Genomic DNA, 25,108 nt, shown 5'->3' with positions numbered 1-25,108 from the left:
CACCCTTTGAAGGTCACGTATTGTTGTAACAGCCGTCGAGACGGAGCCGACTATGAAATTTGGCAAGAAAAAGGAAGCGGCCGGAACTGCTGACTCGTCGCCCGAGGCCACTTCCGATAACAACAAAGCCACCAGAAAAACTGCTCGGGGCAAGGCACCGAAAGAGTCCGGGGGCAGCAAGGTCCGCAAGCTTTCGTCGGTGGCCCTGGGCCAGGCCCTCGCCGTGGTTATCACCGGCCTGGTGGTGGCTGCCGTGATGTACCTGGTTGTGCTGCAACCGGCCGAGCAGCAAGGGCAGCAGTTGGCGGCCGAGCGCGGCGCTGAGCAGGCGGTGGACCGGCTGGAACAACGTATCGGATTCCTGCAGTCGTTGACTGAAGGGCTTGGTACCCAGGCCTCGGTGCGTGAGGCCCTCGGAGAAATCGGTGGGGCCAGGGAGTTGGCTGGCGAACTGCAGTCCATGATGCCTGGTATCGAGCGGGTATTCCTGTTCCCCTATGGCTCTATCCCCCGGCGGGCTGATGAGCAGGCTGGCCTTGGCTTTGCCACACTTGACCTGGCCCGGCGCGCGGAAACCGGTCGTCCGGTCACCCCGGATGCATTCCCGGCCGACGGCGGCTGGCGGGTCCAGATGGCAACCCGGGTTCGTAATCCCTCTACCGAAGTGGCGGAAGGTACCCTGGTGATCCAGTTCGATGCCGGCGTACTGGCAGACGTACTTTCAGGTGTTGAGGGTCAGGCGACCCTGGTCCAGACCGTAGGTGGGCAGTCTCGCAACGTCGTCAGTCGCGGTCAGGGCGCGGGGCCGGAAGTGACTCGATCACTTTCGGTGCCTGACTGGAGCCTCCGGTATCAGTCGCAGCGGGCCGCGGCCACCTCGGTGCCGGTGCTTTTGCTGGGGTTGGTGGTGGCAGGGTTCCTGGTCGCAGCCGTGATCGTGTGGTTGATGCTGTCGTCCGCCCAGTCCGGCTTGCGCAAGGAAACCACCGGCCTGGTCCAGTGGGCCAACAAGGCGTTCTCAGGTGATCGTTCGGCGCCCCCTCAGTTCCGTTGGGAGTTGCCCTCAGTACTGGCGGATGTCCTGCACCGACTGAGCAAGGCGGTGGAGAAGCGAATTGAAGGCACTACCCGCAAGGCTCCGGAACCGAAAGCGGCGCAGCCAGCGGACCCGGATATGGGTGAGCCCCTGTTCCAGGAGCGGGATATGCCGGACATCGACATGCTTGATGGCGATGAGGACGTGCTGGGCTTTGGGGAGAGTCCTGCCGGCGCTACGCCGGAAGTCACGGAAGCACCGGCCCCCCGGGCCGAGCTGTCCCCCTCCATCTTCCGGGCCTATGACATTCGCGGTATTGTCGGTGAAACGCTGACACCGGAGATTGTTCGCCTGATCGGTCAGTCGATTGGCTCGGAAGCACTGGACAGAAGCCAGGATACGCTTTGTATTGGCTACGACGGCCGCCACTCCAGCCCGGAGTTGGCGGATGCGCTGGCCCGCGGAGTGATGGAAGCTGGCTGTAATGTCATCCGGATAGGGGCGGTGCCAACACCGGTGCTGTACTTTGCCACCCATCACCTGGGTACCGGTTCCGGCGTCATGGTGACCGGCAGTCACAACCCGTCCAACTATAACGGCCTGAAAATCATGCTGGGGGGCGAAACCCTGGCGGAAGAGGGCATCCAGAAACTGCTGCAGCGAGTACAGATGGGCGACCTGCACCGGGGGCAGGGTGGTGCATCCGACCAGGATGTGCGGCGGGATTACCTGGATCGTATTACCGGCGACATCGCCGTAGCTGCGCCCCTGAGGGTTGTCGTTGACGCGGGCAACGGTATAGCCGGCGAGCTTGGCCCCCTGCTGCTGGAAGAGCTCGGTTGCGAAGTGATTCCATTGTACTGCGAGGTGGATGGCAGTTTCCCGAACCATCACCCGGATCCCGGCAAGCCGGAGAACCTGCAGGACCTGATAGAGCGCGTACAACAGGAGGGTGCTGACCTGGGCATCGCGTTTGATGGCGACGGGGATCGCCTGGGTGTAGTTACCAACGAAGGCAAGATTATCTGGCCCGATCGCCTGATGATGCTCTTTGCCCGAGACGTGGTCTCCCGCAACCCGGGCGCCGACGTCCTCTTCGACGTCAAGTGCAGCCGCCGTCTCAGTGGCGTGATTTCCTCCTCGGGAGGTCGCCCGGTGATGTGGAAGACCGGCCACTCCCTGATGAAGGCAAAGATGAAGGAAACCGGTGCCCTGCTGGCTGGGGAGATGAGCGGCCACATTTTCTTCGGTGAGCGCTGGTATGGCTTTGATGACGGACTGTATTCCGCGGCCCGGTTGCTGGAGATCCTCGGCATTGAGGACCGCCAGGCCAGTGAGGTCTTTGCCGAGTTCCCGGAGGATATCAGCACACCTGAGCTGAACCTGGAGGTGACGGACGAAGGCAAGTTCCGCATTATTGAACGCCTCAAGGACCTGGCCGACTTCAGCGAAGCGAACATCACCACCATCGACGGTGTACGGGTGGATTACCCCGACGGGTGGGGCCTGTGCCGGGCCTCCAATACGACCCCGGTACTGGTATTGCGATTCGAGGCCGAGAACGAAGCGGCGCTCGAGCGTATCAAGCAGATTTTCCGGGGGCAGCTCAAGGCCCTGGCCCCGGACGTACACATAACCTTCTGAACCCGGTTTTATGACCTGTGCCCGGCACGTGCCGGGCAGAACTCTCGATAAGGCAAGATTAATGGCACTGGATCGTGATACGGCAATGCAGGTGGCAGACGTCCTGAGTAAGGGCCTGCCCTATATCCAGCGATTTACCGGCAAGACGGTAGTGATCAAGTACGGCGGCAACGCCATGGAAAACGAGGAGCTCAAGAGCAGCTTCGCCCGGGATATGGTGCTGATGAAACTGGTGGGTATCAATCCCATCGTGGTGCACGGTGGCGGCCCCCAGATCGGCGATCTGCTGAACCGGCTCAACATCAAGTCCCACTTCGTCAACGGGATGCGGGTTACCGACTCGGAGACCATGGATGTGGTAGAGATGGTTCTTGGTGGCCAGGTGAACAAGGAAATAGTCTCCCTGATCAATGCCCACGGTGGCACCGCCGTTGGTCTGACCGGCAAGGATGGCAACCTGATCCGCGCCCGCAAACTGGAAGTGGTGGGCAAGTCCGACGAGGTCAGCCGTCCTGAAATCATCGACATCGGCCACGTGGGAGAGGTGGCCCAGGTGAACACCAAGGTCATCGACATGCTCACCCACAGCGATGTGATACCGGTCATTGCGCCCATCGGGGTCGGGCCCGACGGCGCCTCCTACAACATCAATGCTGACCTGGTGGCTGGCAAGGTGGCCGAGGCAGTGAAGGCGGAAAAGCTGATCCTGCTAACCAACGTGTCCGGCCTCAAGAGCAAGGACGACCAGGTGCTTACAGGCCTGACCGCAGCCCAGGTCAATGACCTGATCGAGGATGGCACCATCCACGGTGGCATGTTACCCAAGATCCGCTGCGCACTGAGTGCCGTGGAGAACGGGGTAAAGACGGCCCATATCATCGACGGCCGGGTGGCACATGCCACCCTGCTGGAAATCTTTACCGACGAAGGTGTGGGTACGCTGATTTCCCGGAATTGATTCCCCGCTATCGCCTGAAACGGCCCGGGTAGCTGCTGCAGCGTGTGTCCCCGCAGGGAGAGGAAGCCTTGAGAAAACTGTTGTCGCTGATTGTTATCCTGGTCCTCGCAGGCTGGGGTGCGTACAAAGGTGCGGTCTGGTGGTACGCGGACCAGACCATGGCGGAGTTGCGCCGATCCCTGTCAGACCATGGGGCGCTGGAGCGGGGCAGTATCAGCTCAGGGGTGAGTGGTGAGCTTGTCCTGGAGAACACCCGCTTTCAGTCGTTCCGTCTGACCCAGCCCCTGACGATTGAACGGCTGCACCTGCAGGCAGGGTCGCCACTGGCGCTGCTGAAAGGCCTTCACAGCGCCCATGACCTGCCGCGTAGTTGGCGGCTGGAAGCCTCCGGCTGGCGGTTGCCCCTGGACGCCGCCATGCTGCGTAACTGGGTGACGGATACCGATGAGTTGGCGCCACGCCCCCTGTTCATGCCCGTATGTGGCCCGGATGCCAGGCAGCAACTCGGTAGTGGCGACCTGGTTCGTATGGGTATTAATGAACTGGCGGGCGATGCCCAGGTGCGCCAGACGTCCGGTGGGGTCAGGCTGGAGATACACTCCCGGGAGTCCGGGGGCGTCGAGGTTTTCTGGCAGGGGGCACGGGTAAGGCTGGATCCGGATGGTGTCAACCTTACCCCCTCGGCCGAGACCGTCCAGGTAGTGCTGCGAGACGGGGGCATGATGCGCCGCGTTACCGCGTATTGCGCCAGGGAGACGGGCCTGCCTGCAGCTGCCTGGGCGGACCTGGTCATGACATCCTTCCGGGAAGGGCTGGAAAGCCGTGGCCTGCAGGCGTCCCCCCAACTACTGGCCCTCTACCGGCAATGGCTGACGGAAGGCGGTGAGCTGGTGGTATCGCTGGACCCGAAAGCGGCCTGGGCGGGTATTCCGTTGCGGGATGCTAACGACTCCGGGACTGAAGGAGGTGAGGCTGCGCCTGCCCTGGCAGTCTCCTACAACGGGGCTGTGGTGCCCGATGTCTATCTCTCCGCGATAGAACCGGTGACGCCGACAGTACCCGAGCAGGCGCTGGAGCCTGTGGTTGACCCGGAAAAGAGTCCGATGGTCGCAGGCTGGCAGGTTGTTGCCACAGAACATGCGGGTGACTGGCTTGGTTACACCGTCCGGGTTACCCTGAGCAACGGGCGTACCGTTGAAGGCCGGCTTATACGTGTTGACGAGCGACAGGTGGAAGTGGCGCGCCCGGTGGACGGTGGTGAAGTGGCCTACCCCATGGCGAGTCGTGCCATAGATCAGCTGGCCGTCTGGCGCCGGGGCCAGACGGCAGAAGACTGACAATCGCCACTCCGCGCCCTGACTGACCCTGCAGGAGCCTGGCAAGATGACCGATCAGACCCATCGTAATTCGTCCGGACAGAACCCCGGGCCGCCGGATGTACACACCATGCTGCAGCGCCTGGTGGGTATCCCGTCTATCAGCAGCGCATCCGCCGAGTGGGATCACAGTAACGAAGCAGTGGTCAACCAGCTGGCGGAGTGGTTGGGTGCGCTCGGGTTCCGTAACGAGATCCTGCCAGTCCCGGGCATGCCGGGGAAATACAACCTGGTGGCCACACTCGGCTCAGGCCCTGGCGGGCTGGTGCTGTCTGGCCATACCGACACAGTTCCCTTTGATGACAAGCGCTGGAAAAGTGACCCGTTTACCCTGACCGAGCGCGACAACCGCCTGTACGGCCTGGGCACCTGTGACATGAAGGGATTCTTTGCCCTGGCTATCGAGGCCGCCAGGGAGGCGGCCCGGCAACCGCTGAAACAGCCGCTGATCCTGCTGGCCACCGCCGACGAGGAAAGTTCCATGAATGGCGCCCGGGCCCTGGCGGAGGCAGGTTATCCCAGGGCCCGTTACGCGGTGATCGGTGAGCCCACCGAGCTGAGACCCATCCGGATGCACAAGGGCATCATGATGGAGCGGCTGGTGTTTGAAGGCCAGTCAGGGCACTCCTCGGACCCTTCCCTTGGTCGCAATGCGCTGGAAGGCATGAACGAGGCCATGAATGAACTACTGGTCCTGCGAGGGCAGTGGCAGGAACGCCATCGCAATCCCCATTTCCGGGTGCAGTATCCCACCATGAATCTGGGATGTATCCACGGTGGCGATAACCCCAACCGGATCTGTGCCCGTTGCGAATTGCATTTTGATCTGCGTCCCCTGCCGGGCATGGACATGAGCGAGTTGCGCCAGGCCATTCTCACCCGGCTTGGGCCCCTGGCCCGCCGTCGGGAGCTGTCACTGACCTTCGAACCCCTGTTCGACGGTGTACCCCCGTTTGAAACCCCGGCGGAAGCCGAGTTGGTCAAGGTGTGTGAGAGGCTGACCGGTCACCAGGCTGAGGCCGTGGCCTTTGCCACCGAGGCCCCCTGGCTGCAGAAACTGGGCCTGGAAACCCTGGTTCTGGGCCCCGGTTCCATCGACCAGGCCCATCAGCCGGATGAATACCTGGACCTGGCCCAGGTCAACCCCACTATTTCGCTGCTGAAACAACTGATCAGGCACTTCTGTCTATGAGCGTATCCGACTGGCTGCACAGCTTTCGTCACTCCTCTCCCTATATCAACGCCCACCGCGGCAGCACTGTCGTACTGGTATTGGGGGGCGAGGCCCTGGCCAGTGATAACCTGCTGAACATCATCCATGACATCACCTTGCTCAGCAGCCTGGGTATCCGCCTGGTTGTGACCTTTGGCGCCCGCCCCCAGATCCAGCAGCGTCTGGAGCAGGCCGGGCACCAGTCAGAGTTTGTCGGAGGCCTTCGGGTCACGCCGGAACAGGACCTGCCCCTGGTCATGGAAGCTGTGGGCGGTCTGCGCTCCTGGCTGGAGAGCCGGCTGTCCATGGGGCTTGTGAATTCGCCCATGCACGGCGCGAAGATTCGCGTTTGTAGTGGCAATTTTGTCGCCGCCCGACCGGTGGGCGTGCTGGATGGCGTGGACCATGGCTACACCGGCCGGGTGCGCCGGGTGGACACGGCCGGTATCGAGCGGCTGCTGGAGTCGGGTCACATCGTGCTGATGCCGCCCCAGGGATACTCTCCCACCGGGGAAATCTTCAATCTCTCCTATGAGGATGTGGGCAGCCAGGTAGCCTCGGCCCTGAGGGCGGACAAGCTGATCGTGTTCACCGATGACCAGGGAGTGCTGGACGAAGACGGTTCGCTGATACGGGAGCTTACCGTACGCCAGGCCTTGCAGAAGGTAGCCGAACGTGTGGTTTCCGGCCATGATGCGGACCTGCTGCGGGCAGCCTGCGATGCCTGTACTCGCGGTGTGCGCCGGGCTCACATTATCAGCTACCTGCGCGACGGTGCCGTGCTGGAGGAACTGTTCACCCGGGATGGCTCCGGTACCCTGGTCACCGACGATAACTATGAACAGATCCGCCGTGCCCGGGTAGAGGATATCGGCGGTATCCTTGAACTGATCCAGCCGCTGGAGGAGCAGGGCGTGCTGGTGCGTCGTTCCCGTGAGATGCTGGAAACCGAGATCGACCAATACGTGGTGGCCGAGAGGGATGGCATGATCATCGGCTGCGCGGCTCTCTATGCCTATCCGCAAGAGCAGTCCGGCGAACTGTCCTGCTTTGCGGTGGATCCAGCCTACCGCCGGGGTGGCCGGGGCGATGAAATCCTCGCGCTGATCGAGCGCATGGCTCGGGGCGAGGGCCTGGCCCGTCTGTTTGTACTGACCACCCAAACCGAACACTGGTTCCGGGAACGGGGCTTCGAGCCGTCGACGATCCAGTCACTGCCGGGTCCGAAACTGGCGACTTACAATACACGGCGCAATTCCAAGGTGTTCGTCAAAACACTGGGCTGAGGGTTGGCTGCCCGGTGAAGGCGTGGAAGCCTCACTCAGGAGCGAGCATTTGCTCGAAATTTTCCGGGAACTCTCTTGACGAACCGTCGTTAAAGTAGTCACATTAACAATTGGAAACAAAAGGTTCCGGTCCATGCCCCGGGCCAGTCTCCAGCGACCTTGTTTCCTGGCCATCATGGCTATACTGACCTCAGAGCCCCGTCCCGTTCGGAGGGGCTTGCCGGGCATGTGTTCCGGTTTGCTGAGGTAGCGTTGCGGGTGTCCGTTATCACTCGCTTAAAGGGAATCGCCCCGGCTGGCGCCAAGGTGCTGCCGGGCTATACCATCGATCAGGTAGTCAATGGATCCGAAGGAACGACGCTCCAGTCCCCGCCGTCCCATCAAGCTGGCAGCCCAGGTTGACCTGGGGGAGTCCGGGATGTGGCCATGCCAGATTGCCGACTTTTGTGCAGAGGGATTGTTCGTGCGATATTCAGGCGATACCTCCGCCAGAATTCGCGCCTACCTCCAGAAATACCCCGGCGCAGACCTCGGCCTCCATTTCCGCACCGGGGATGGGCGTGAGCGTCACCAGCTGGAGGCCCGGCCGGTGCGCCTGATTGACGGTGCCATGGGGGTCGAGTTTACCCGCTCCAGCCCTAAGGCTGTCGAAGCCATGCTCAGCCAGTGCGGCGCCGATGGAGCCTTCCAGGAACGAGCCTCGCTCAAGCCTCCCAGTGAAAGGGTCCAGTTTGTCCTGCGGCAGTGTGCCCGGAGTGTGTCACAGCACATCGAACCACTGATGACTGAATGCTTCGGGGCCATGGCGGAAAACCTGCGCCAGGCTGCCCTGAAGGCTGCCAACGATCAGCAGGCGAATGAGTACATGGATGCGGCTGCACAGGTGGAAAGCCGACAGCGCTCCATGTGGCTGCTGATGTCGCGGTATCTGGAGTCCCCGCTGAAACCGCAGCGTGAGGGCCAGTCCCCGTCCAGCCTGTCCCTGGTGGACAAGGGGGAGTTTGAAGACTGGCTGGCGATCAAGGTAATGGTGACCAAGGCTGATACCCTGTATCGAGCCGAGCTTCTCCAGTTGCGCATGCGGCTGGATCGCCTTGGTGTTACCAATGCCACCGGCCATCAGAACCCGCTGGGACCCTCCCTGGTCTGCGAAGCCTTTCATACCGGGCTGGAAAGTCTGCGTACCAGCCGGGCGGTGGAAAAAATCTGCCTGAAAACCTTTGAAACCCTGGTCCTGCAGAAAATCGGTCCGCTTTACGAAGAACTCAACCAGATCCTGGTTCGCCACGGCATCCTGCCGGATCTGGACCTTAGCCGGTATCTCAGTGAGCGCAGACCCCGCAGCGAGGCCCCGAAACCGGCACCTCGACCAGAGCCTGTCCCGGAGGCGGTCAGTGGTCAGCCCGAGGATGCGCCCGCGTCGTCGGGGGGAAAGTCTGCGCAGCCGGCCCTGGCACCCCTGACAGGAACTCGCAGCCAGGGTTTCCAGGAACAGATGACGCTGGCCCGTTCGGCGTTTGCCACGGTTCGTAACCTCATTGGAACGCTCAAGGCCGGGCGGGAGGCCGGAGACACGCCGGCCCCGTTCGCCGAAAATGCCCGCCCGCTGTCCCAGGGCGAATTCCAGTCCCAGCTCCATACCCTGCAGAAAGCGGCGAAGCCTCAAGAGCATGCAGCGCCTCTCAAGGAGCGTGTGATCGAACAGGTCAAAAGCTCTGGCGACCATGCCCTGGACGAGGAACAGCAGACCGCCCTGGATGTGGTGGACCGGTTCTTTCGTAGCGTGGTGGAGAGCCCCAGGCTGACGGACCATACCCGCGAGCAGATGCGTCAGCTTGAGGTTCCTGTGCTCAAGGTGGTGCTGCGGGATCCTGACTTCTTTGACGATATCGAAAGTCCGGTCCGGGGAGTGATGAATCGACTGGCACAACTGGGGATGCGTGGTGGCCGTACCAACCCGGCGGTACAGCGCCGGGTAGACGACCTTGTTGGTCGCATCGCGGCCGAATTCGAGCAGGATACCCGGGTCTTTGAGGGGGCCATGGGCGAGCTCGATACGCTGATAGACCGGCAGAACCTGATTTATCGCCGCAATGTGGAACGGGTCACCGCCGCTGCCGAAGGCGCCCAGAAAGTCAGTGATTCCAAGGCAGCTGTCAGCCAGGCACTGGATAAGCGGCTGGGTGGCCGTGAGGTGCCCCGGGCGGTGGTCAGTCTGCTGAATGCCGGTTGGCGGGATCTGTTATCGCTGACCTGGATTCGCCAGGGGCCGGACAGTCAGCTTTGGCAGGACTATCTGTCCGTAGTTGACACGCTGATGGCCTTTGCCGACGACCCGGAGATGAACATCAACCTGTCGGAGTTGCTGCGACTGATCCAGGAAGGCCTGGGCTCTATCTCCAGTAACCACCTGCCGGCGACCCAGGTGCGGGAAGAGCTCAAGCAGTTCCTGGTACGCTCGCCGGATACACCGGTGGAGCGGGTCCCCATGCCCGTTACCGAACCCGGGGAGGACGCGGATCGCAAACAGCAGGACCGCCTGCAGAAGCGTCTTCAACGCTGGATTGCCCGGGCCCAGAAGTTGCGTACCGGTGACTGGCTTAAAGATCAGACCAATGCCGATCAGGTCCAGTACATCCGCCTGGTATGGATTGCCCGGGGTTTCAACCGGTTCGTGTTTGTTAACCACCAGGGCATGCGGGTGGTGGAGCTGGAACTGGCTGACCTGGCAGAGCGCATGCAGAAAGGGCTGATTGTTCCTGACAGTCAGTATGAGCGGCCGCTGGTGGATGAGAGCATCGACCGGATGGTACGCAAGGTCTACGACCAGCTGTCGTGGGCATCCACCCATGACGAGCTGACCGGACTGCTGGAGCGCCGCGAGTTTGAACGGGTGCTGGAGCAGCAGCTGAGCCGCCATGAGGACGAGCGAACCCTGGTACGGCTGGATCTGCGTCAGTTCCGGCTTCTCAACGATACTGCCGGCCTCGCGGCCGGTGACGAGGCCCTTCGGCAAGTGGCTGGCATTCTTCGGGACCAGGTAGTGGACGGTATGCCGCTGGCAAGGCTGGATGGGGACGAATTTGGCTTCCTGCTACCATCGGAAGAAGCCGGCCCCATGGTGTCGGGTATCATCCATGCCATCGAGAATCTTGAGCTAAGCTGGCAGGGGCGCCAATACCGACTGTCGGCCAGCGCCGGCCTGGCGCCCCAGTTGCCGGTGCTGACCACCGCCGGACGCTGGTTGCGGGCTACCGAAGAGGCCTGCAAGCTGGCCAAGACCCGTGGATCCGGAAAATACGAAGTCTACCAGCTCGAACCGGAAAACTTTGAAAAGCAGGAGCAGATTGCGGCCAAGGTAGCCAGCCTGGGAGACCTCGACGAAGAGCGGATGCTGCTGAGATGTCAGAAAATCATCCCGCTGCACAAGGAAACCCGCCTGACCACCCAGTATGAAGTGCTGATCAGCATGTACGATGACCAGGGCGAGCTGATTACCGCTGCAGACTTTGTGCGTATGGCCGAGCGCTACAACCGCATGCAGTTCGTGGATCGCTGGGTGGTGGGTTACATGCTTGACTGGTTACGGACCCGGAGTGGCCGCCAGGGGGGCAGCGGAGGTGAGCGTCAGCCGGGTTACTGCATTAACCTGTCAGGCTATTCCCTCAACGACGAGGGTTTGCTGGAATTTATCTACAGCAAGCTCAGCGAAGCCGATGCGCCCATCGAGCGGTTGTGGTTCGAGATTACCGAGGTCGCTGCCATCCGGGATGTGCATTCGGTGGCGGAGTTCATCGGCGAGATGCAGGAGCTCGGTTGCCGGTTCTGTCTGGGCAACTTTGGCGCAGGCCCTACGTCCTATCAGTATATGCGCAGTCTGCCGGTGGACATGATCAAGCTCGACGGCGCGTTTGTCGGTCAGATTGCCGACAGCGAAACCGACCAGGCCATGGTCCGCTCCATGGTGGAAATGGCCCATTATCTGAACCGGGAGGTCATCGCTACCCACATCGAAAGCCGGGAATCCCTGGACATGCTGCGCAAGCTGGGTGTGGACTATGGTCAGGGTTATGTCATTGAAAAGCCGGGGCTGCTGGAGCGCCTGGGGACTGTCTGACCCTCCTCCAGCCCGGGCTTCCTGTCAGGCGGTCAGCCGGCCGCTCTGGTAGTCCCGCAGGGTTTGTTCGATTTCCTCGCGGCTGTTCATCACGAACGGGCCATACTGCACCACGGGTTCGCCAATGGGGCGGCCGCCGATCAGGAGCAGCTGTGCACCCTGCGGGCCTGCCTCCAGCACCAGCCGGTCTCCTGCCTCCAGTACCGTAGCGGCGGAGCGGGTCAGTTCGTGCCCACAAATGCTGGCGCTGCCTTCGTAAAGGTACACCATGGCATTGAGGTGTGCCGCCACCGGCAAGGCAAGGGTGCCGCCAGCCCCGAGGTGCAGGTCAGCGTAGAGAGGCTCGGTGGAGCCTCCGCTGACAGCTCCCTGCCGCAGTTGGCCGTCCAGGCAAAGTTCGCCGGCGATCAGGCGGACTTCGCCCCCGTCCAGTGCGATGCGGGGGATGTCTTCTGGCTGGATATCCCGGTAGCCGGCCGCTTTCATTTTTTCTGCCGCGGGCAGGTTCAGCCAGAGCTGGAAGCCCCGCATCATGCCCTCTTCCTGTTGCGGCATTTCAGAATGCACGATGCCCCGGCCAGCCGTCATCCACTGGACGCCACCATTGCGCAGATTGCCGCGGTTGCCCAGGTGGTCTTCATGGAGCATATGGCCCTCAATCATATAGGTGACCGTCTCGAACCCCCGGTGAGGATGGGCGGGGAAGCCGGCAATATAATCCTGTGGCTGGTCTGAGCCGAACTCGTCAAGCATCAGGAATGGGTCCATTCGCACCAGTTGGGTCTGCCCGAGGGAGCGGCGGATACGCACGCCGGCACCGTCCGAGGTTTCCAGGGCGGGGATAACGCGTTTGATAGTACGTTCGGTCATGATGGCCTCCGTTCAACAGTCTTGGTTGCCATCATTAGAGAACGATCAGGGGTAGGATAAAACCGGAAAATTCCGGCCCCGGTGTTCAGGAAAACTGAACAAGGCCTCCTGGCAAGTAATGGATGCCAGAAGGCCGGGAACGGGTGATCAGTCAGTGATGATTTACTGGACGTTGCGGGAGTAAAAGATTTCCAGCATTTCCCGCTTGAGGCGCTCCTCGATGGAGGCGGCTTCTTCGGCTCCCAGGTCCCTGGCATTGACGCCGAACACGTAGTTATCCAGGTCGAAGTTCTTGAGCATCATCTTGGTGTGGAAAAGGTTTTCCTGGTACACATTGACGTCGATCATCTGGTACGCGTTCTGGGTATCCTCGGTCAGGTAGTTCTGGATCGAGTTGATGTCATGGTCGATATAGTGCTTGGTGCCATCAACGTCACGGGTAAAGCCCCGTACCCGGTAGTCCACCGTGACCACATCCGAATCAAAGCTGTGGATCAGGTAGTTGAGCACCTTCAGCGGCGAGATCAGGCCGCAGGTGGAAACATCAATATCCGCCCGGAACGTGCTGATGCCCTCATGGGGGTGGCTCTCCGGATAGGTATGAACGGTCACATGGCTCTTGTCCAGGTGTGCCACGATGGTATCGGGCAGGGGACCTGGTGATTCCTCGTTGTCCGGCTCACCGCCGGTCAGCTCGTGTTCGGCGATCAGCATGGTGACCGAGGCGCCGTGGGGCTCGTAGTCCTGGCGGGCGATATTGAGGATATTGGCGCCGATGATCTTCACTACGTCGGTGAGGATCTGGGTCAGGCGCTCGGCGTTGTACATCTCGTCGATGTAATCGATATAGGCTTCACGCTGCTCTTCGGTCTGCGCATAACAGATATCGTAGATGTTGAAGCTCAGGGATTTGGTCAGGTTGTTGAACCCGTGCAGCTGGAGTTTGGATTCCATGTTCAGCCCCTCCGGAAAATGGAGATGTATAGGTACAGACTCGTCCATCGATCACGGATGGTCCGGTCTGCAGAGGCCGCCACCGATAACTGACCATTTTATGTGCGCAGACCGGCGGAGAAGGGTGCGTATTATGCACACCACCTATGCGGTTGAATAGCCTTTCGAACCACATTTTAGCATCGCGTCCGGCCGTGTCAGATCACAGGAATCCGGGGCATTGAGGCGAAGACAGCGGGCCAGGCTGGCCTGTAGTCTCAGTTGGCCCGGAGCTCGTAGCTGTGAGTGATCTCGACCCCCGCCTTTTCCAGCATGATGGAGGCGGAGCAATACTTTTCCGCTGACAGGCTGACCGCCCGTTTCACCATGTTTTCCTTGAGGTTGTTGCCGGTGACCACGAAATGCAGGTGGATCTTGGTGAATACGGCCGGTACCGCATCGGCCCGCTCCGCTTCCAGCTCGGCGTGACAGGCGGTGACGTCCTGGCGACTCTTCTGCAGTATGCTCATTACATCAAAGGAGGAGCATCCTCCGAGGCCCATCAGTAGCATCTCCATGGGGCGTGGTCCCAGGTTCTCGCCGCCATGGTCCGGCGGACCGTCCATCTGGATTTCATGGCCGGTGCCACTGGTTGCCTTGAAGCCGGCATTACCGGTCCAGTCGATGGTTGCTTTCATGGAATCTATCCTTTGGTCTGAATCTGGCCCGAAATGCTAGCACAAAGCCACAAAAACCTGTGAAATGGTTCGCTATTGAGAAGTGCGTTATGGACGAGTTTGTGACTCCGGCTTACCATCATGAGTCGTAGTACTGTTTCGTCTATAAAAGCGACATACCAAATCGGATTTGGGCGGAGTACCCTCCACGGAGGTTCCCCCGTGCACAAAAAAAAACAGTCGCAGGAGAGCGGCTTCATAAACGACAAACGTCCACGGACGGCGACACTTGAGGAGGCACGACACTTACCATGGCTACCATCGTCCGGCCTGTTGAGCAGAAAACCAAGCACCTGGACTATTTCCTGTCCCAGTGCCATCGCCGTCGCTATCCGGCCAAGAGCACCATTATCTACGCTGGTGACAAGAGCGACTCCCTCTTTTTCATCGTTAAAGGCTCTGTAACCGTCATCATAGAAGATGAAGACGGTCGCGAAATGATCATGGCCTACCTGAACTCCGGGGATTTCTTCGGGGAGATGGGGCTGTTCGACAATATGGATTCCCGCAGCGCCTGGGTGAAGGCCAAGACGGAATGCGAGGTGGCGGAAATCAGCTACACCAAGTTCCGGGAAATCGCCCAGCAGGATCCCCGTGTGCTGTACTTTATTGGCGAGCAGATGGCGACCCGGCTGCGTCAGACCACCCGCAAGGTGGGCGACCTGGCTTTCCTGGATGTCACAGGCCGGGTGGCGCGGACCCTGCTTGACCTCTGTAAGGAGCCCGACGCCATGACCCATCCTGACGGTATGCAGATCAAGATTACCCGTCAGGAAATTGGTCGTATTGTTGGCTGCTCCCGTGAGATGGTGGGAAGGGTACTCAAAACCCTGGAAGAGCAGGGCCTGGTTCAGGTCAAGGGCAAGACCATGGTGGTCTACGGCACCCGCTGACCGGGCTGACACATTCCCTGACTGGTTTCCGGTCAGGAATGCGCCAGCTTGCCAGGCGGACCGGACAATACGAGGATGGTATGAAACGCAGCCGGCTGGCATGGCTGGCGGCACTGCTGGGAGCAGTGCTGCTGACCGGATGTTCCCGTTATGATCTCTACGATTGGCTGATCGCTGAGGAGCGTGAAGAGGCTGGTCTGCAACTGGCGGAAGCTACCCTGGGGGAACTCTCCGTAACCTATCTCAGCCGGCGCGGGCCATCTGACGCCAGGGCCCTGGTAATGGTCCATGGGTTCGCAGCCAACAAGGACAACTGGGTGCGCATGGCGGCCCACCTTCCCGATGACTACCACCTGGTGATCCCGGATTTGCCCGGCCACGGCGATAGCAGCGTCGCCGGCCCAGACGCATACACGGTCGAGGCCCAGGCCGCCACTCTCATCCGGCTGCTGGACCGCCTTGGCATTGAGCAGGTGGATATGGCTGGCAACTCAATGGGTGGCGGTATCACGGCCTATTTTGCCAGCCGCTACCCGGATCGTGTGCGGACCATAGCCCTGTTTGATCCTGCCGGCTCTACCCGCTATCCGTCCGAACTGGACGAAGCCCTGGCAGAGGGGCACAACCCGCTGGTGGTTCGTGAACCTGGTGATTTCGACAAGCTGATGGATTTCGTGATGGAGCAGCGACCGTTTGCGCCCTGGCCTATTACTTCGGTCATGGAGGAGCAGGCCATGGCTCGGCAATCCGTCAATGACCAGATTTTCGATGCCATCCTTTCATCCGGGGAGCAGCTGGACCTCTCCGGTATCCTGCCAGCCATTGAAGCGCCCACCCTGATCGTGTGGGGAAAGCGGGACCGGGTACTGGCGCCGGAAAACGCTGAGGTGTTTGCTGCAGGCATCGAGGACAGCACGGTGGTCCTGCTCGAAGGCGTGGGCCATGTGCCCATGCTGGAGGTGCCGGAGAAATCCGCACAGTTGTGGCATCGGTTCCTCCAGCGTCATCCCGAGCCCTGACTCACTTCCCGTGTGGCCATACCAAAGTGGCGTTGCCGTATCAGCGGTGCTTCCGGTAGCAATTGGCAACGGGCTCCAGCAGGGAACCCTTCTGCTGGTGCCATTCTCGCAGTCCCGGAGGCAGCCGCCCGGGCCTTGGCCAGGGCACAGGGTACTGCGATGGCATGAACAGCGGTGCAAACAGGGCCCCGGCAGTCATATCCGCCCGGCTGAAACCTGGGCCTGCCAGGTACCGGCCCTCCTGGTAGACAGCATTGATCTCTTCCAGCAGGCTTTCGATCACGGTCTGCGCCCGGGCGGCAGTTTTCTCGTTGATGTTCATCAGCTCCCGCATGGTTTCATCCACGCGACTGAAGCCCAGCCGCAGCAGGTACTGGTTCCAGAACGCCGTTTTTGCCGTCAACAGTGGCGCCACTACCTTCGGGCGCTGCAGCAGGTGATGGTAGGCAAAGGTACGAACCGCCGGGCCGGCCTCTTCATCCAGCCGTTTCTCCCACGCCAGGGCCGAGGCCCGCTCATCAGGCGCTTCCGGAAGCAGGGCGTTATCCGCAAATGCGCTGTCGAGGTGGTCCAGTATCTCGACCGAACCCTGGATGGCCTTGCCACTGTCCAGGAGTACGGGCACTGACGTGGCCTTTCCTCCGGTCAGCCCACGAATTACCTTGCCGTGCATGCCGGGTAACAGGTACTCCGGTTCATAGCCGATGCCCTTGAAGTCCAGTGCCCAACGGACCTTTTCCGAATAGTGGGAGATGGCAAACTGGTAGAGTTTCAGAGGCATGTCCAGGTTACTCCTTGGTGACGTGGGCCTGACCGTGTCTGATCATAGCAGACTCTCCCCAGCCGAATGCCCCGGCGACCCTGAGGAATGCATCCGGTGGTGGGGCCGAGAGGGCAATAGGTGCCCCGGTTACCGGGTGGTTCAACCAAAGGTCACTGGCGTGCAGATAGAGACGACTCTCGCCAAACGCCTCTGCAAACGCACGGTTATGGGGGCCCTTGCCGTAGCTGCTGTCGCCGATAATGGGGTGGCTGATGTGCTTGAGGTGGCGGCGTAGCTGGTGCCGACGGCCAGTGGCAGGGCGGCAGCGCACCAGGGCGTAGCGGCTGGTGGAATAGCGTTTGTCCGCAGCCCAGTCCGCGGTGGCATGGGCCAGGCGATGGTAAAGGGTCAGTGCCGGTTGTGGTTCGGCGTCAGTATTACGGCGGGAACCCATGTCATCCTTCACCGTCAGGGCATGACGGATAATGCCGCCCAGGGGCGGATGGCCACGAACGATCGCCAGGTATTCCTTGCGCACCCGGTGCTCCTGGAAGGCCATCGCCAGTTCACGGGCGCAGTCCCGGTCCAGGGCAAATACCAGCAATCCGGAAGTGGGGCGGTCCAGGCGGTGTGCCGGCCACACCCATTGTCCCAGCTGGTCCCGCAGGATCATCATGGCAGAGCGGGTTTCCCTGCGATCAATCTCGCTGGGGTGGACCAGCAGGTTGGCGGGTTTGTCCACAACGACCATGTGGTCATCCCGATAGATCAGCGGCAGGGTTTCCTGGGGCATGGGGACAGCGATTCTCAGGGTCATGGCGTGTGTCGCCATGATACCGCTTTCACTGCCTGCGACCTATCAATCCGTTTGCCGGCTGGCGCTGCTTTGGGTATGGTTCTGCTTTCTTTCTGACCACTGATTTCACCCCATCCGAAATAGCGCGATCATCATGAGCAAGACACGAGTACTGACGGGTATTACCACCACGGGCATCCCCCACCTGGGCAACTACGCCGGCGCCATTCGACCAGCTATCCGCGCCAGCGAAGAGGGACAGAGTGAGTCCTTCCTGTTCCTGGCGGACTACCACGCCCTGATCAAATGCCAGGAGCCGGCCCGGGTTCAGGAATCGGTACGCGCTATCGCCGCCACCTGGTTGGCCTGTGGCCTGGATCCGGAAAAAGTAACCTTCTACCGTCAGACCGATGTGCCGGAAATCACCGAACTTAACTGGGTACTAACCACCGTCACCGCGAAGGGACTGATGAACCGGGCCCATGCCTACAAGGCGGCGGTGCAGGAGAACGAGGAGAACGAGGGCGCTGATCCTGATCGCGGCATCACCATGGGGCTGTTCTGCTACCCGATTTTGATGGCGGCGGACATTCTTATGTTCAACGGCGAGAAAATCCCCGTGGGCCGTGACCAGACCCAGCATATCGAGATGGCCCGGGATATTGCTCAGCGCTTTAACTACCTGTTTGGTGAGACCTTTACACTGCCCGAGGCGGTCATTGAAGAGTCTTCCATGGTGTTGCCGGGCCTGGACGGTCGCAAGATGTCCAAGAGCTACAACAACACCATTCCGCTGTTCGAGGGTGAGAAAAAGCTGCGCAAGGCCATCAACAAGATCAAGACCAACCTGCTCGAACCCGGTGAACCCAAGGACCCGGATACCAGTGCGGTTTTCTCCATCTATTCCGCGTTCGCCAGCCAGGAGCAAACGGCCGCCATGCGCCAGGAGTTCGCCAACGGTATTGCCTGGGGTGAAGCCAAGAAACAGCTGTTCGAGCTGATCAATGACGAACTGGCGCCCATGCGGGAGACCTACAACACCCTGATGGACGACCCGGCCCAGCTGGATCGTATCCTGCAGCAGGGTGCAGAAAAGGCTCGCGACTATGCGACACCGCTGATGGCAGATGTGCGCCGCAAGGTGGGTATCGGGCCCATCGCGGGGTGAGATATTTGCCGGTGATTGGCCAGGGGCATGAGGGCACAGGTGTAAGTCCGTAGTCCCGGTGTCACAGAAGTGACTTGGTGGCCGGTCATGATAGGGGGTCTGTTCCAACCCGGGAGGCCCGCCGTGACTGAACTGAAGCAGCTGACCCGCCATCGGGCTGTCGCTGCGGAAAAACAACGGCGCAGCAATCACCAGCGGCGGGCCATTCGTACCTTCCTGCCGGAACTGGTCCAGCTGGAGCGTCTATTGGCGGAAGCCCCGGAGGACATCCAGAGCCAGGTACTGACCCGGATAGAGGTCCGGGACCTGGTGCTGCCGGTTTACCGCATCGATATTGGAAGCCTGGCCGAGGACGCACCGGTTGTTTTGCTGGTGGGCGGCGTACACGGACTGGAACGCATCGGCACGCAGGTCGTTATCGCCTGGCTGGCCAGCCTGCTGGCCCGCTTGCGCTGGGATGATCATCTCAGGGAACTGCTGGGCCGGGTGCGGATTGTCGCGCTGCCGATCCTCAACCCGGGAGGAATGTTCCTGAACCAGCGGGCGAACCCTGCCGGCGTGGACCTGATGCGCAATGCGCCGATCATTGCCCAGGGCGAGAGCACCTTCCTCCTTGGGGGGCAGCGGCTTTCGCCAAGGCTTCCCTGGTACACCGGCGAGCCTGAACAGGGTATGGAGCCGGAAAGTGAAGCCCTGAAATCGGTGATTGACGAGTTGCTCCCCGGCAGGCCATTCAGTCTGGCCCTCGATTGTCACTCCGGCTTCGGATGGCAGGACCAGATCTGGTTCCCCTATGCCTACCGCCGCCGCCCGATGCGCCGCATTGATTCGGTGATGGCCCTGAAGCTGCTCTGGGAGCAGGCCTACCCCAACCACCGCTATGTGTTCGAGCCCCAGTCGGCCCATTACCTGACCCACGGCGATCTCTGGGATTACTTCTACAAGCAGGTGAATCGCCAGGGCACCGGTACCTTCATTCCCCTGACCCTGGAAATGGGCTCCTGGCGCTGGTTGCGGAAACGTCCCCGGCAACTGTTCCAAATGGAGGGCTTCTTCAATCCGCTGGTGCCCCACCGCCATCAGCGGGTGCTTCGTAGCCACCTTTTGTTGATGGACTTCCTCGTTCATGCCGCAGTCAGCCACGGAAACTGGCTGCCAACAGGAGATCAGGCCCGGATGCTGCGGGAGGCAGCGTTGACCCACTGGTACCGGGAAGCCTGAGGCCATGCCCGCAGGAGGCAACACCTTGGACTGGATCCTGTTGCGGGGCCTGACCCGTGAGAAGGCGCATTGGGGTGACTTCCGGGAGCGGTTAGAGACGGCGTTTCCCCGGCATCGGTTCCACGTCATCGACCTGCCCGGCACCGGAGAGCATTTCCGCGAGGTGTCTCCTGCTACTATCGCCGATATTCGCCAGAAGGTGCAGGCGTGCGCTGTACCGATCGAGGGCCCCATCGGCCTGCTGGGGCTTTCCATGGGAGGGATGGTGGCCCTGGATTGGGCCCAGGCCGAACCGAAGCGAGTAGGCCAGCTGGTGCTGATCAATACCAGTACCGGCTTCAGTCCACCGTGGCAGCGTATGAGGCCCGGCGCCCTCGGTAAAGCGCTGGGGTTGATGGCCAGGCGAACTCCGACTGTGCGGGAGCGGGGTATACTCGCGTTGACCTCCAATCGGCCAGTGACACCGGAGGTTCATCATCGCTGGCTCCATATTCAGCAACGCCGGCCAGTGACCTTCCGTAACGCCGTCGCCCAGCTCCGGGCTGCCGTCAGCTACCGTCCCTGCTCTGCGGCGCCAGCGGCCCGAGCCCTCCTGCTTGCCAGTGCCGGCGACCGCATTGTGCATTGGCACTGCAGCCGTACCCTCGCCCGACGCTGGCAATGGCCCTTGATGGTCCACCCGGATGCGGGGCACGACCTGGTGCTGGATGATCCGCAGTGGATCATCCAGCAACTCATGGCGTTCATCGAGCAATGCCCGGGCTAGAGCTATACCTCGACTGTCGGGTCATCCTCCTCACAATCCAGCACCTGCCATTCCTTGTTCACCGTGTACTCCGATGGAGGGAACAGGGAGAGGGGGGACTGGCCTTCCGCTTCCGGATCATGGCTATACACCAGGCATTCGTCCACATAGAGCTCATAGGCCGGGAAACCGTCGTGGGTGCCGGTCAGGCGATAGTAGAGCTTGCCGTTATACTCCTTGAGCTGTAGCCAGAGATCGGCGTTGATGGCCGGCGCGCTGTCTACCAGCGGGTTGGGTGCGTCCACCCGCAGGTATACCTTGGCGGCCAGCGGCCCCTGGGACCAATGGCTCTCGGCGGTCTGGGCGTAGTCGTACGAGGCAACCGCATGCAGGTTGTCGTCGGTACGGCCCAGTGTTGCTGTGTCAGAAGGAGCCGCCCCGTCCTTGAGCCGCTTCCACCACCAGGGCTTGCCGGCCACGTTTTCGGTGTCACCCTGGCTGTAGGCCTTCGTCTCACCAAAGCTGAAACCACCGCCGGGGGCGCCGGGCGCTGCCTCCACCCTGGGCCAGGGGTGGCTTGTACCGAAGGTCAGACGCTGATGCACCTGGACCCGGTGGCTGCCCTGGTCGTAGGAGAAGCTGCGGTTGTCGCCGCCGTAGTCGTCGGTGAGCGGTACCTGAAGCGAAACGGCCTGTGAGGGGATAAAGCACCTCAGTTTGACGTCCACGGTGCGTGTGGTGGTACCCAGGGGCTCTGATTCGATCCCACCGGGGCTATAGCTGGCCAGCATGATGCCGCTCTGGTCGTCCACCTGGCCGTACAGGTAGCGGCCGAGGGACTGGCCCTGCTCGGGGGTGAACTGGCCCCGCTCCACGGCTCGCTGGATCGTTTGCAGGTGATCGCTGAGCTGGGCCGGCGAGCTTTGCCGCACCCGGTCGCTGGTCAGGCTCTGCAGGGCCGGGTTGTTGCTGGAGGTGGTTATCGGTGCTGTCAGTGTCTTGCCGCTGCCGCCGGAACCGCTGGAGGTCGGGGTAACGTTACCAGGCCCTGACGACTGGCCGGACTTTCCGGAAGAGCCGCTACCGGAGGGGATGGGCACACCGGTATAGGCAGAGACCAGCCCGCGTACCACATCACCGGCAATGGCGTCCATGGCGGCGCGGTGCTGGCGGGTGCTGGTGAAGGCTTCCTTGGTGGCGCTTTCGATAAACTGCAGCAGCTCCGCGCCCCGGGTCAGGTCCCGGAAGATGTCCGGGGTGCTCAGCACACTGAGTGCCGAGGACATGGCAGAAGGATCCGGAGCCGCCGGCGGTTCTGGATGTTAACCATGGGAGCCGGGAAGTCCGTGGGCCGGGTGTCACTGCGACTGGCCCGGGATCCCGGAGAGACGCCGGTGATCTCGGGTGCGGTGATCTGGCAGGACTGATCCGGGTCGATAAACCGCTCCACGTCCCGTTTCTCGGTGGCATTGCAGCAGGACAGGAACACCTCGGCAAATACCCCGCGGGTAGGCACGCTGACCACGCGGCGGGAGACCAGGTGGTCGGGCATTTCCACCGGCACCAGCTTGTGGCCCTGGAGAAGCTCGAAGGCCACGTAGTTACCCAGCACGCCCACCGGCCGGTTCACGATGCGGTCCAGCAGCGAATCCCCTTCAAAGCGGAAGCGGTCAAACCGCATGGCCCGCCGGTCGGGATCCTCACTCATCCAGATGGCGCGGATGTAGCGCATGGGCTGGCTCTGGATATGGGCAATCAGTTCCTTGAGCGCGCAGTAATCCTGGTGCTCCCGGCCCCGGTAACGGCTGAAATCGGGCTCAGGTTCTTCAATGGCAATAAAGATCGAGGGGTTAGAGGTGTCCAGCCGGGCGTCAACGGCATCAACCCCCAGACGGAACCTCTGTGGGTGCGGCAGGAAGCGGGAACGGTCAGTGACCACCGATACCTGTACATCATCCAGCTGGTGCGCCTGGAGCTGCTCAAGCAGGTCGCCGAAGGCATCGCCGAAAAGGCCCGGCAGGTCCCGTGACATACCCTCCGCTGCCGCCACCGGGTCGAAGGTAATGGTCAGCCCGCGGATATCATCGTGGCGCACGGGCGAGGACTGGAAATATACCGGCTCGCGGCTGTTGCCAGAGGGGTAGAGTTGCACGGTCTGGCCGCTGTCGGTCTCAATGTAGAGTCGCAGGCCTGGCCGGTATGCCTTGCTCAGCCGGATTTCCCAGCGGGACAAGGTGGCGTAGGGCGTCTCGATGTCATAGACATCCCGGCAATGCAGCAGCCGTGACAGGGACTCGAAGGCCCGGCGATAGTTACCGGGGGCAAGGCGGCGGATCAGGCGCGAATGCCGGTCCAGGAAACGGGTGATGGGCCGTGATGGCGCTGCCACAAACTTGTCGAAGCTGGGGATGGTGTCGAAAAGGGCAGGGTCCACCTGGTAGGGCACCATCACCACCGGCTTTTCTTCCACCAGCTCGGTCTTGATGGCGTAGTGGGAAAGTACCTGGAAGTATTGCACCGTCATGGCATGGTTGCGGTTGTGGTTATGCACCGTGCGGGTCTGGATGCGTTCCGACTCCCGCTGGGTTGAGGTGGTCACTACCGTTGCCCGCTGTGATCGCAAGGCAGAGCTTCGCTGGGAGATACTGTCGGAAATATTCTGGATGGTGGAGGCCTGCAGGTTACGGCGTCCGGAAGCCGAGCTACTGGTAGAGCCCCCGCCGCCACCGATACTGAAGATGCCCAGGTCCAGGCTGGCGCCGCCACCGCCACTGGACGACGATCCACTCTGGTTTTCTTCCAGAACCGAGTCCACCAGCTCTTCAATGGACCGGTCCCGGTCCATGTCGTGGTCCAGCTGTTCGGATGCCGTGCGGGATTCCTGGCGGGTGTCCCGTTCCTGCCGGCTCCAGTCGATAAACGCCAGGTTCACGTGCTCACAGGGTGCCAGTGACAGGGAGTACAGTAGCTCGCCCAGCCCCCTGCCGATGGGGTACCAGCCCTGGCGGTACAGGCTAACTGTGCCCAGGATAAGGTTGCCGCCGGTAATGGCGTAGGTGGAGGCGGTGTCGTCGCCAAAGGGGACCGGCGCGCGGACGTCCTCCCGCTCTATCACGCGACTGGAGGCCATCAGGTGTGGCTCCTGCACCCGTATAAGCTGTCGGAAATAGTACTGCCGGGAGGCAAACTCGGTGCGGGGCCGGAGGCAGCAGTTGCCGTCGTTTTCCTCATGGTTCAGGCCAAAGGAATCCGGCGAGATTTCATAGTCTATGTCATCCGGGTCTTCGATGGTTCCCTCTGTCTCCACCTCGCCACTTTCGGGTAGCCGAAGTCGGTCCAGGATTTCCGGGCGTATCCGGATATCATGGGCAATGCCCAGATCCCGGTGGGTAGCAATGCTGTCCTTATCGATGACATGGCGGATGGGCTCACCGGCACCGTCGATTTCGATGGCAAGCTCACTCACGGACTCCACCGCGAGGCTGCGCAGGTCTACCGCTGCGTAGCCCTGCCGGTTGGTGGTGCCCCGTTTGAGTACCATGGGTTTGCCGCCGTCGGCGGGGGTGGCGGACACGCTAAAGGGTACAGCGGCAACGACTTGAGAGGGCTTGGCCTCGTTATGGACGGTGAGACGAACCTTGCCGACCATGGTCTTGGTGATCAGCTTGTTGTTACGGATCACCTGGCCGGAACGGGGCCAGCCTTCAGCCAGCGGCGTCAGGAAGGTGCCTTCAGCGGGCTCTATCTCAAGGTCCGAGCTCTTGAACTGCGTAGCCTTGACCACCTTGCCGGTTTCGATCGGCTCCGGGTCAGGGCGGGGGGAGAGGCCCAAGGCATCGGCAACATCCGGCAGGGACTCTGCCTCGGCGATGATCTCCTGCAATTCGCCCTTGAGGCTGGCAAGGTGTTTACGAACCTCGGCACTGGATTCCCTGGGGAGAGTCTCTTTACCGGCGGTTTTTTCAAGCTTTGCAATGGTACCCTCAAACTGGTGGATACGATGCTTGAATTGCTTGATCAGTGACTGGGTGTTTTTGGTGTCCATCCGAACGCCCTCCATTTCTTGTATTGAAAAATGTCGTTGAATGCGACACCTGTCCTTTGGAAAGGACGGGACTGCAGCGCAGTCAGACTGGAGGCATACCCGGTGCCAGATTCACAAAACAGGTAGCGAATCAGGCATCCTCGGGCCATCCGTTGCCCGTGGTGTCTCCTGTCGGAGACAATGTCGTAAAACTGGTGGACATGGCGTCTGGGACGGCACTTAGCGCGGCCGGTGCCTTGACGGGTTCCCCGGAACAGGCCAACCTGTGGCAGATTCCTGACCCTGCGC

Annotated in this window: 17 protein-coding genes and 1 pseudogene; 11 read left to right on the top strand and 7 right to left on the bottom strand. The window is 61.4% G+C overall.

Annotation, left to right across the window (positions count from 1 at the left end):
* Positions 1–52: 52 nt before the first annotated feature.
* The 6 genes from LJ360_RS19935 (at position 53) to LJ360_RS17440 (ending at position 11,630) form a co-directional block, all read left to right on the top strand.
* On the top strand, positions 53–2,680 hold the full coding sequence (locus LJ360_RS19935; RefSeq protein WP_320108775.1) for a phosphomannomutase/phosphoglucomutase: 2,628 nt from the start codon (positions 53–55) through the stop codon (positions 2,678–2,680).
* A gap of 61 nt (positions 2,681–2,741) precedes the next feature.
* The gene (gene argB, locus LJ360_RS17460) at positions 2,742–3,638 is read left to right on the top strand and encodes an acetylglutamate kinase (RefSeq protein ID WP_091853200.1); all 897 of its coding nucleotides are present in this window, start codon (positions 2,742–2,744) and stop codon (positions 3,636–3,638) included.
* 68 nt (positions 3,639–3,706) lie between these two features.
* Complete coding sequence (locus tag LJ360_RS17455) at positions 3,707–4,975, top strand: hypothetical protein (protein WP_091853198.1); 1,269 nt, start codon at positions 3,707–3,709, stop codon at positions 4,973–4,975.
* 109 nt (positions 4,976–5,084) lie between these two features.
* A complete protein-coding gene (gene argE, locus LJ360_RS17450) occupies positions 5,085–6,206 on the top strand; it encodes an acetylornithine deacetylase (protein WP_091853283.1) in 1,122 nt (373 codons plus the stop codon).
* On the top strand, positions 6,203–7,513 hold the full coding sequence (gene argA / locus LJ360_RS17445) for an amino-acid N-acetyltransferase (protein WP_091853196.1): 1,311 nt from the start codon (positions 6,203–6,205) through the stop codon (positions 7,511–7,513). The genes argE and argA overlap by 4 nt, the downstream gene beginning before the upstream one ends.
* A gap of 340 nt (positions 7,514–7,853) precedes the next feature.
* Positions 7,854–11,630 carry a DUF1631 family protein gene (locus tag LJ360_RS17440; RefSeq protein WP_264994560.1) on the top strand — a complete coding sequence of 1,259 codons (3,777 nt, stop codon included), beginning with the start codon at positions 7,854–7,856 and terminating at the stop codon, positions 11,628–11,630.
* A 24-nt stretch (positions 11,631–11,654) separates the two neighbouring features.
* Here LJ360_RS17440 and LJ360_RS17435 read toward each other — a convergent pair whose 3' ends face one another.
* The 3 genes from LJ360_RS17435 to LJ360_RS17425 form a co-directional block, all read right to left on the bottom strand.
* Positions 11,655–12,500, bottom strand: a complete 846-nt coding sequence (locus LJ360_RS17435) for a pirin family protein (protein ID WP_264994559.1) — start codon at positions 12,498–12,500, stop codon at positions 11,655–11,657.
* Between the two features lie 162 nt (positions 12,501–12,662).
* Positions 12,663–13,454, bottom strand: coding sequence for an adenosylmethionine decarboxylase (gene speD / locus LJ360_RS17430; RefSeq protein ID WP_091853190.1), 792 nt, complete (start codon positions 13,452–13,454; stop codon positions 12,663–12,665).
* A 257-nt stretch (positions 13,455–13,711) separates the two neighbouring features.
* Complete coding sequence (locus tag LJ360_RS17425) at positions 13,712–14,131, bottom strand: OsmC family protein (RefSeq protein WP_264994558.1); 420 nt, start codon at positions 14,129–14,131, stop codon at positions 13,712–13,714.
* A 290-nt stretch (positions 14,132–14,421) separates the two neighbouring features.
* On the opposite strand from LJ360_RS17425, the gene crp reads away from it, so the two are divergent.
* Positions 14,422–15,063, top strand: a complete 642-nt coding sequence (gene crp, locus LJ360_RS17420) for a cAMP-activated global transcriptional regulator CRP (RefSeq protein ID WP_091853186.1) — start codon at positions 14,422–14,424, stop codon at positions 15,061–15,063.
* 80 nt (positions 15,064–15,143) lie between these two features.
* Positions 15,144–16,082 carry an alpha/beta fold hydrolase gene (locus tag LJ360_RS17415; protein WP_264994557.1) on the top strand — a complete coding sequence of 313 codons (939 nt, stop codon included), beginning with the start codon at positions 15,144–15,146 and terminating at the stop codon, positions 16,080–16,082.
* A gap of 40 nt (positions 16,083–16,122) precedes the next feature.
* Here LJ360_RS17415 and LJ360_RS17410 read toward each other — a convergent pair whose 3' ends face one another.
* Both LJ360_RS17410 and LJ360_RS17405 read right to left on the bottom strand, forming a co-directional pair.
* The gene (locus LJ360_RS17410; RefSeq protein WP_264994556.1) at positions 16,123–16,863 is read right to left on the bottom strand and encodes a glutathione S-transferase family protein; all 741 of its coding nucleotides are present in this window, start codon (positions 16,861–16,863) and stop codon (positions 16,123–16,125) included.
* 7 nt (positions 16,864–16,870) lie between these two features.
* Positions 16,871–17,677, bottom strand: coding sequence for a pseudouridine synthase (locus LJ360_RS17405; RefSeq protein ID WP_264994555.1), 807 nt, complete (start codon positions 17,675–17,677; stop codon positions 16,871–16,873).
* 118 nt (positions 17,678–17,795) lie between these two features.
* Here LJ360_RS17405 and LJ360_RS17400 point away from each other — a divergent pair.
* From LJ360_RS17400 to LJ360_RS17390, 3 genes and pseudogenes are all read left to right on the top strand, one after another.
* Positions 17,796–18,791: pseudogene (locus LJ360_RS17400) on the top strand (tryptophan--tRNA ligase); the annotation flags it as partial.
* A 141-nt stretch (positions 18,792–18,932) separates the two neighbouring features.
* Positions 18,933–20,030 (top strand): M14 family zinc carboxypeptidase, encoded by a 1,098-nt coding sequence (locus LJ360_RS17395; protein WP_264994554.1) that lies wholly within the window; start codon positions 18,933–18,935, stop codon positions 20,028–20,030.
* A gap of 25 nt (positions 20,031–20,055) precedes the next feature.
* Positions 20,056–20,796: an alpha/beta fold hydrolase gene (locus tag LJ360_RS17390; protein ID WP_264994553.1), complete on the top strand. Its 741-nt coding sequence runs from the start codon at positions 20,056–20,058 to the stop codon at positions 20,794–20,796.
* Between the two features lie 2 nt (positions 20,797–20,798).
* Here the strand turns inward: LJ360_RS17390 and LJ360_RS17385 are convergent, their stop codons facing one another.
* Positions 20,799–22,061, bottom strand: a complete 1,263-nt coding sequence (locus tag LJ360_RS17385; protein ID WP_264994552.1) for a DUF3238 domain-containing protein — start codon at positions 22,059–22,061, stop codon at positions 20,799–20,801.
* Entirely contained in the window at positions 22,037–24,820 is a 2,784-nt protein-coding gene (locus LJ360_RS17380) for a hypothetical protein (RefSeq protein ID WP_264994551.1), read from the bottom strand. The genes LJ360_RS17385 and LJ360_RS17380 overlap by 25 nt, the downstream gene beginning before the upstream one ends.
* Positions 24,821–25,108: the final 288 nt, after the last annotated feature.

This window comes from Marinobacter sp. AN1 (assembly GCF_026013985.1).
GTDB lineage: Bacteria > Pseudomonadota > Gammaproteobacteria > Pseudomonadales > Oleiphilaceae > Marinobacter > Marinobacter segnicrescens.
This window is presented reverse-complemented; position numbering and strand designations above follow the sequence as displayed.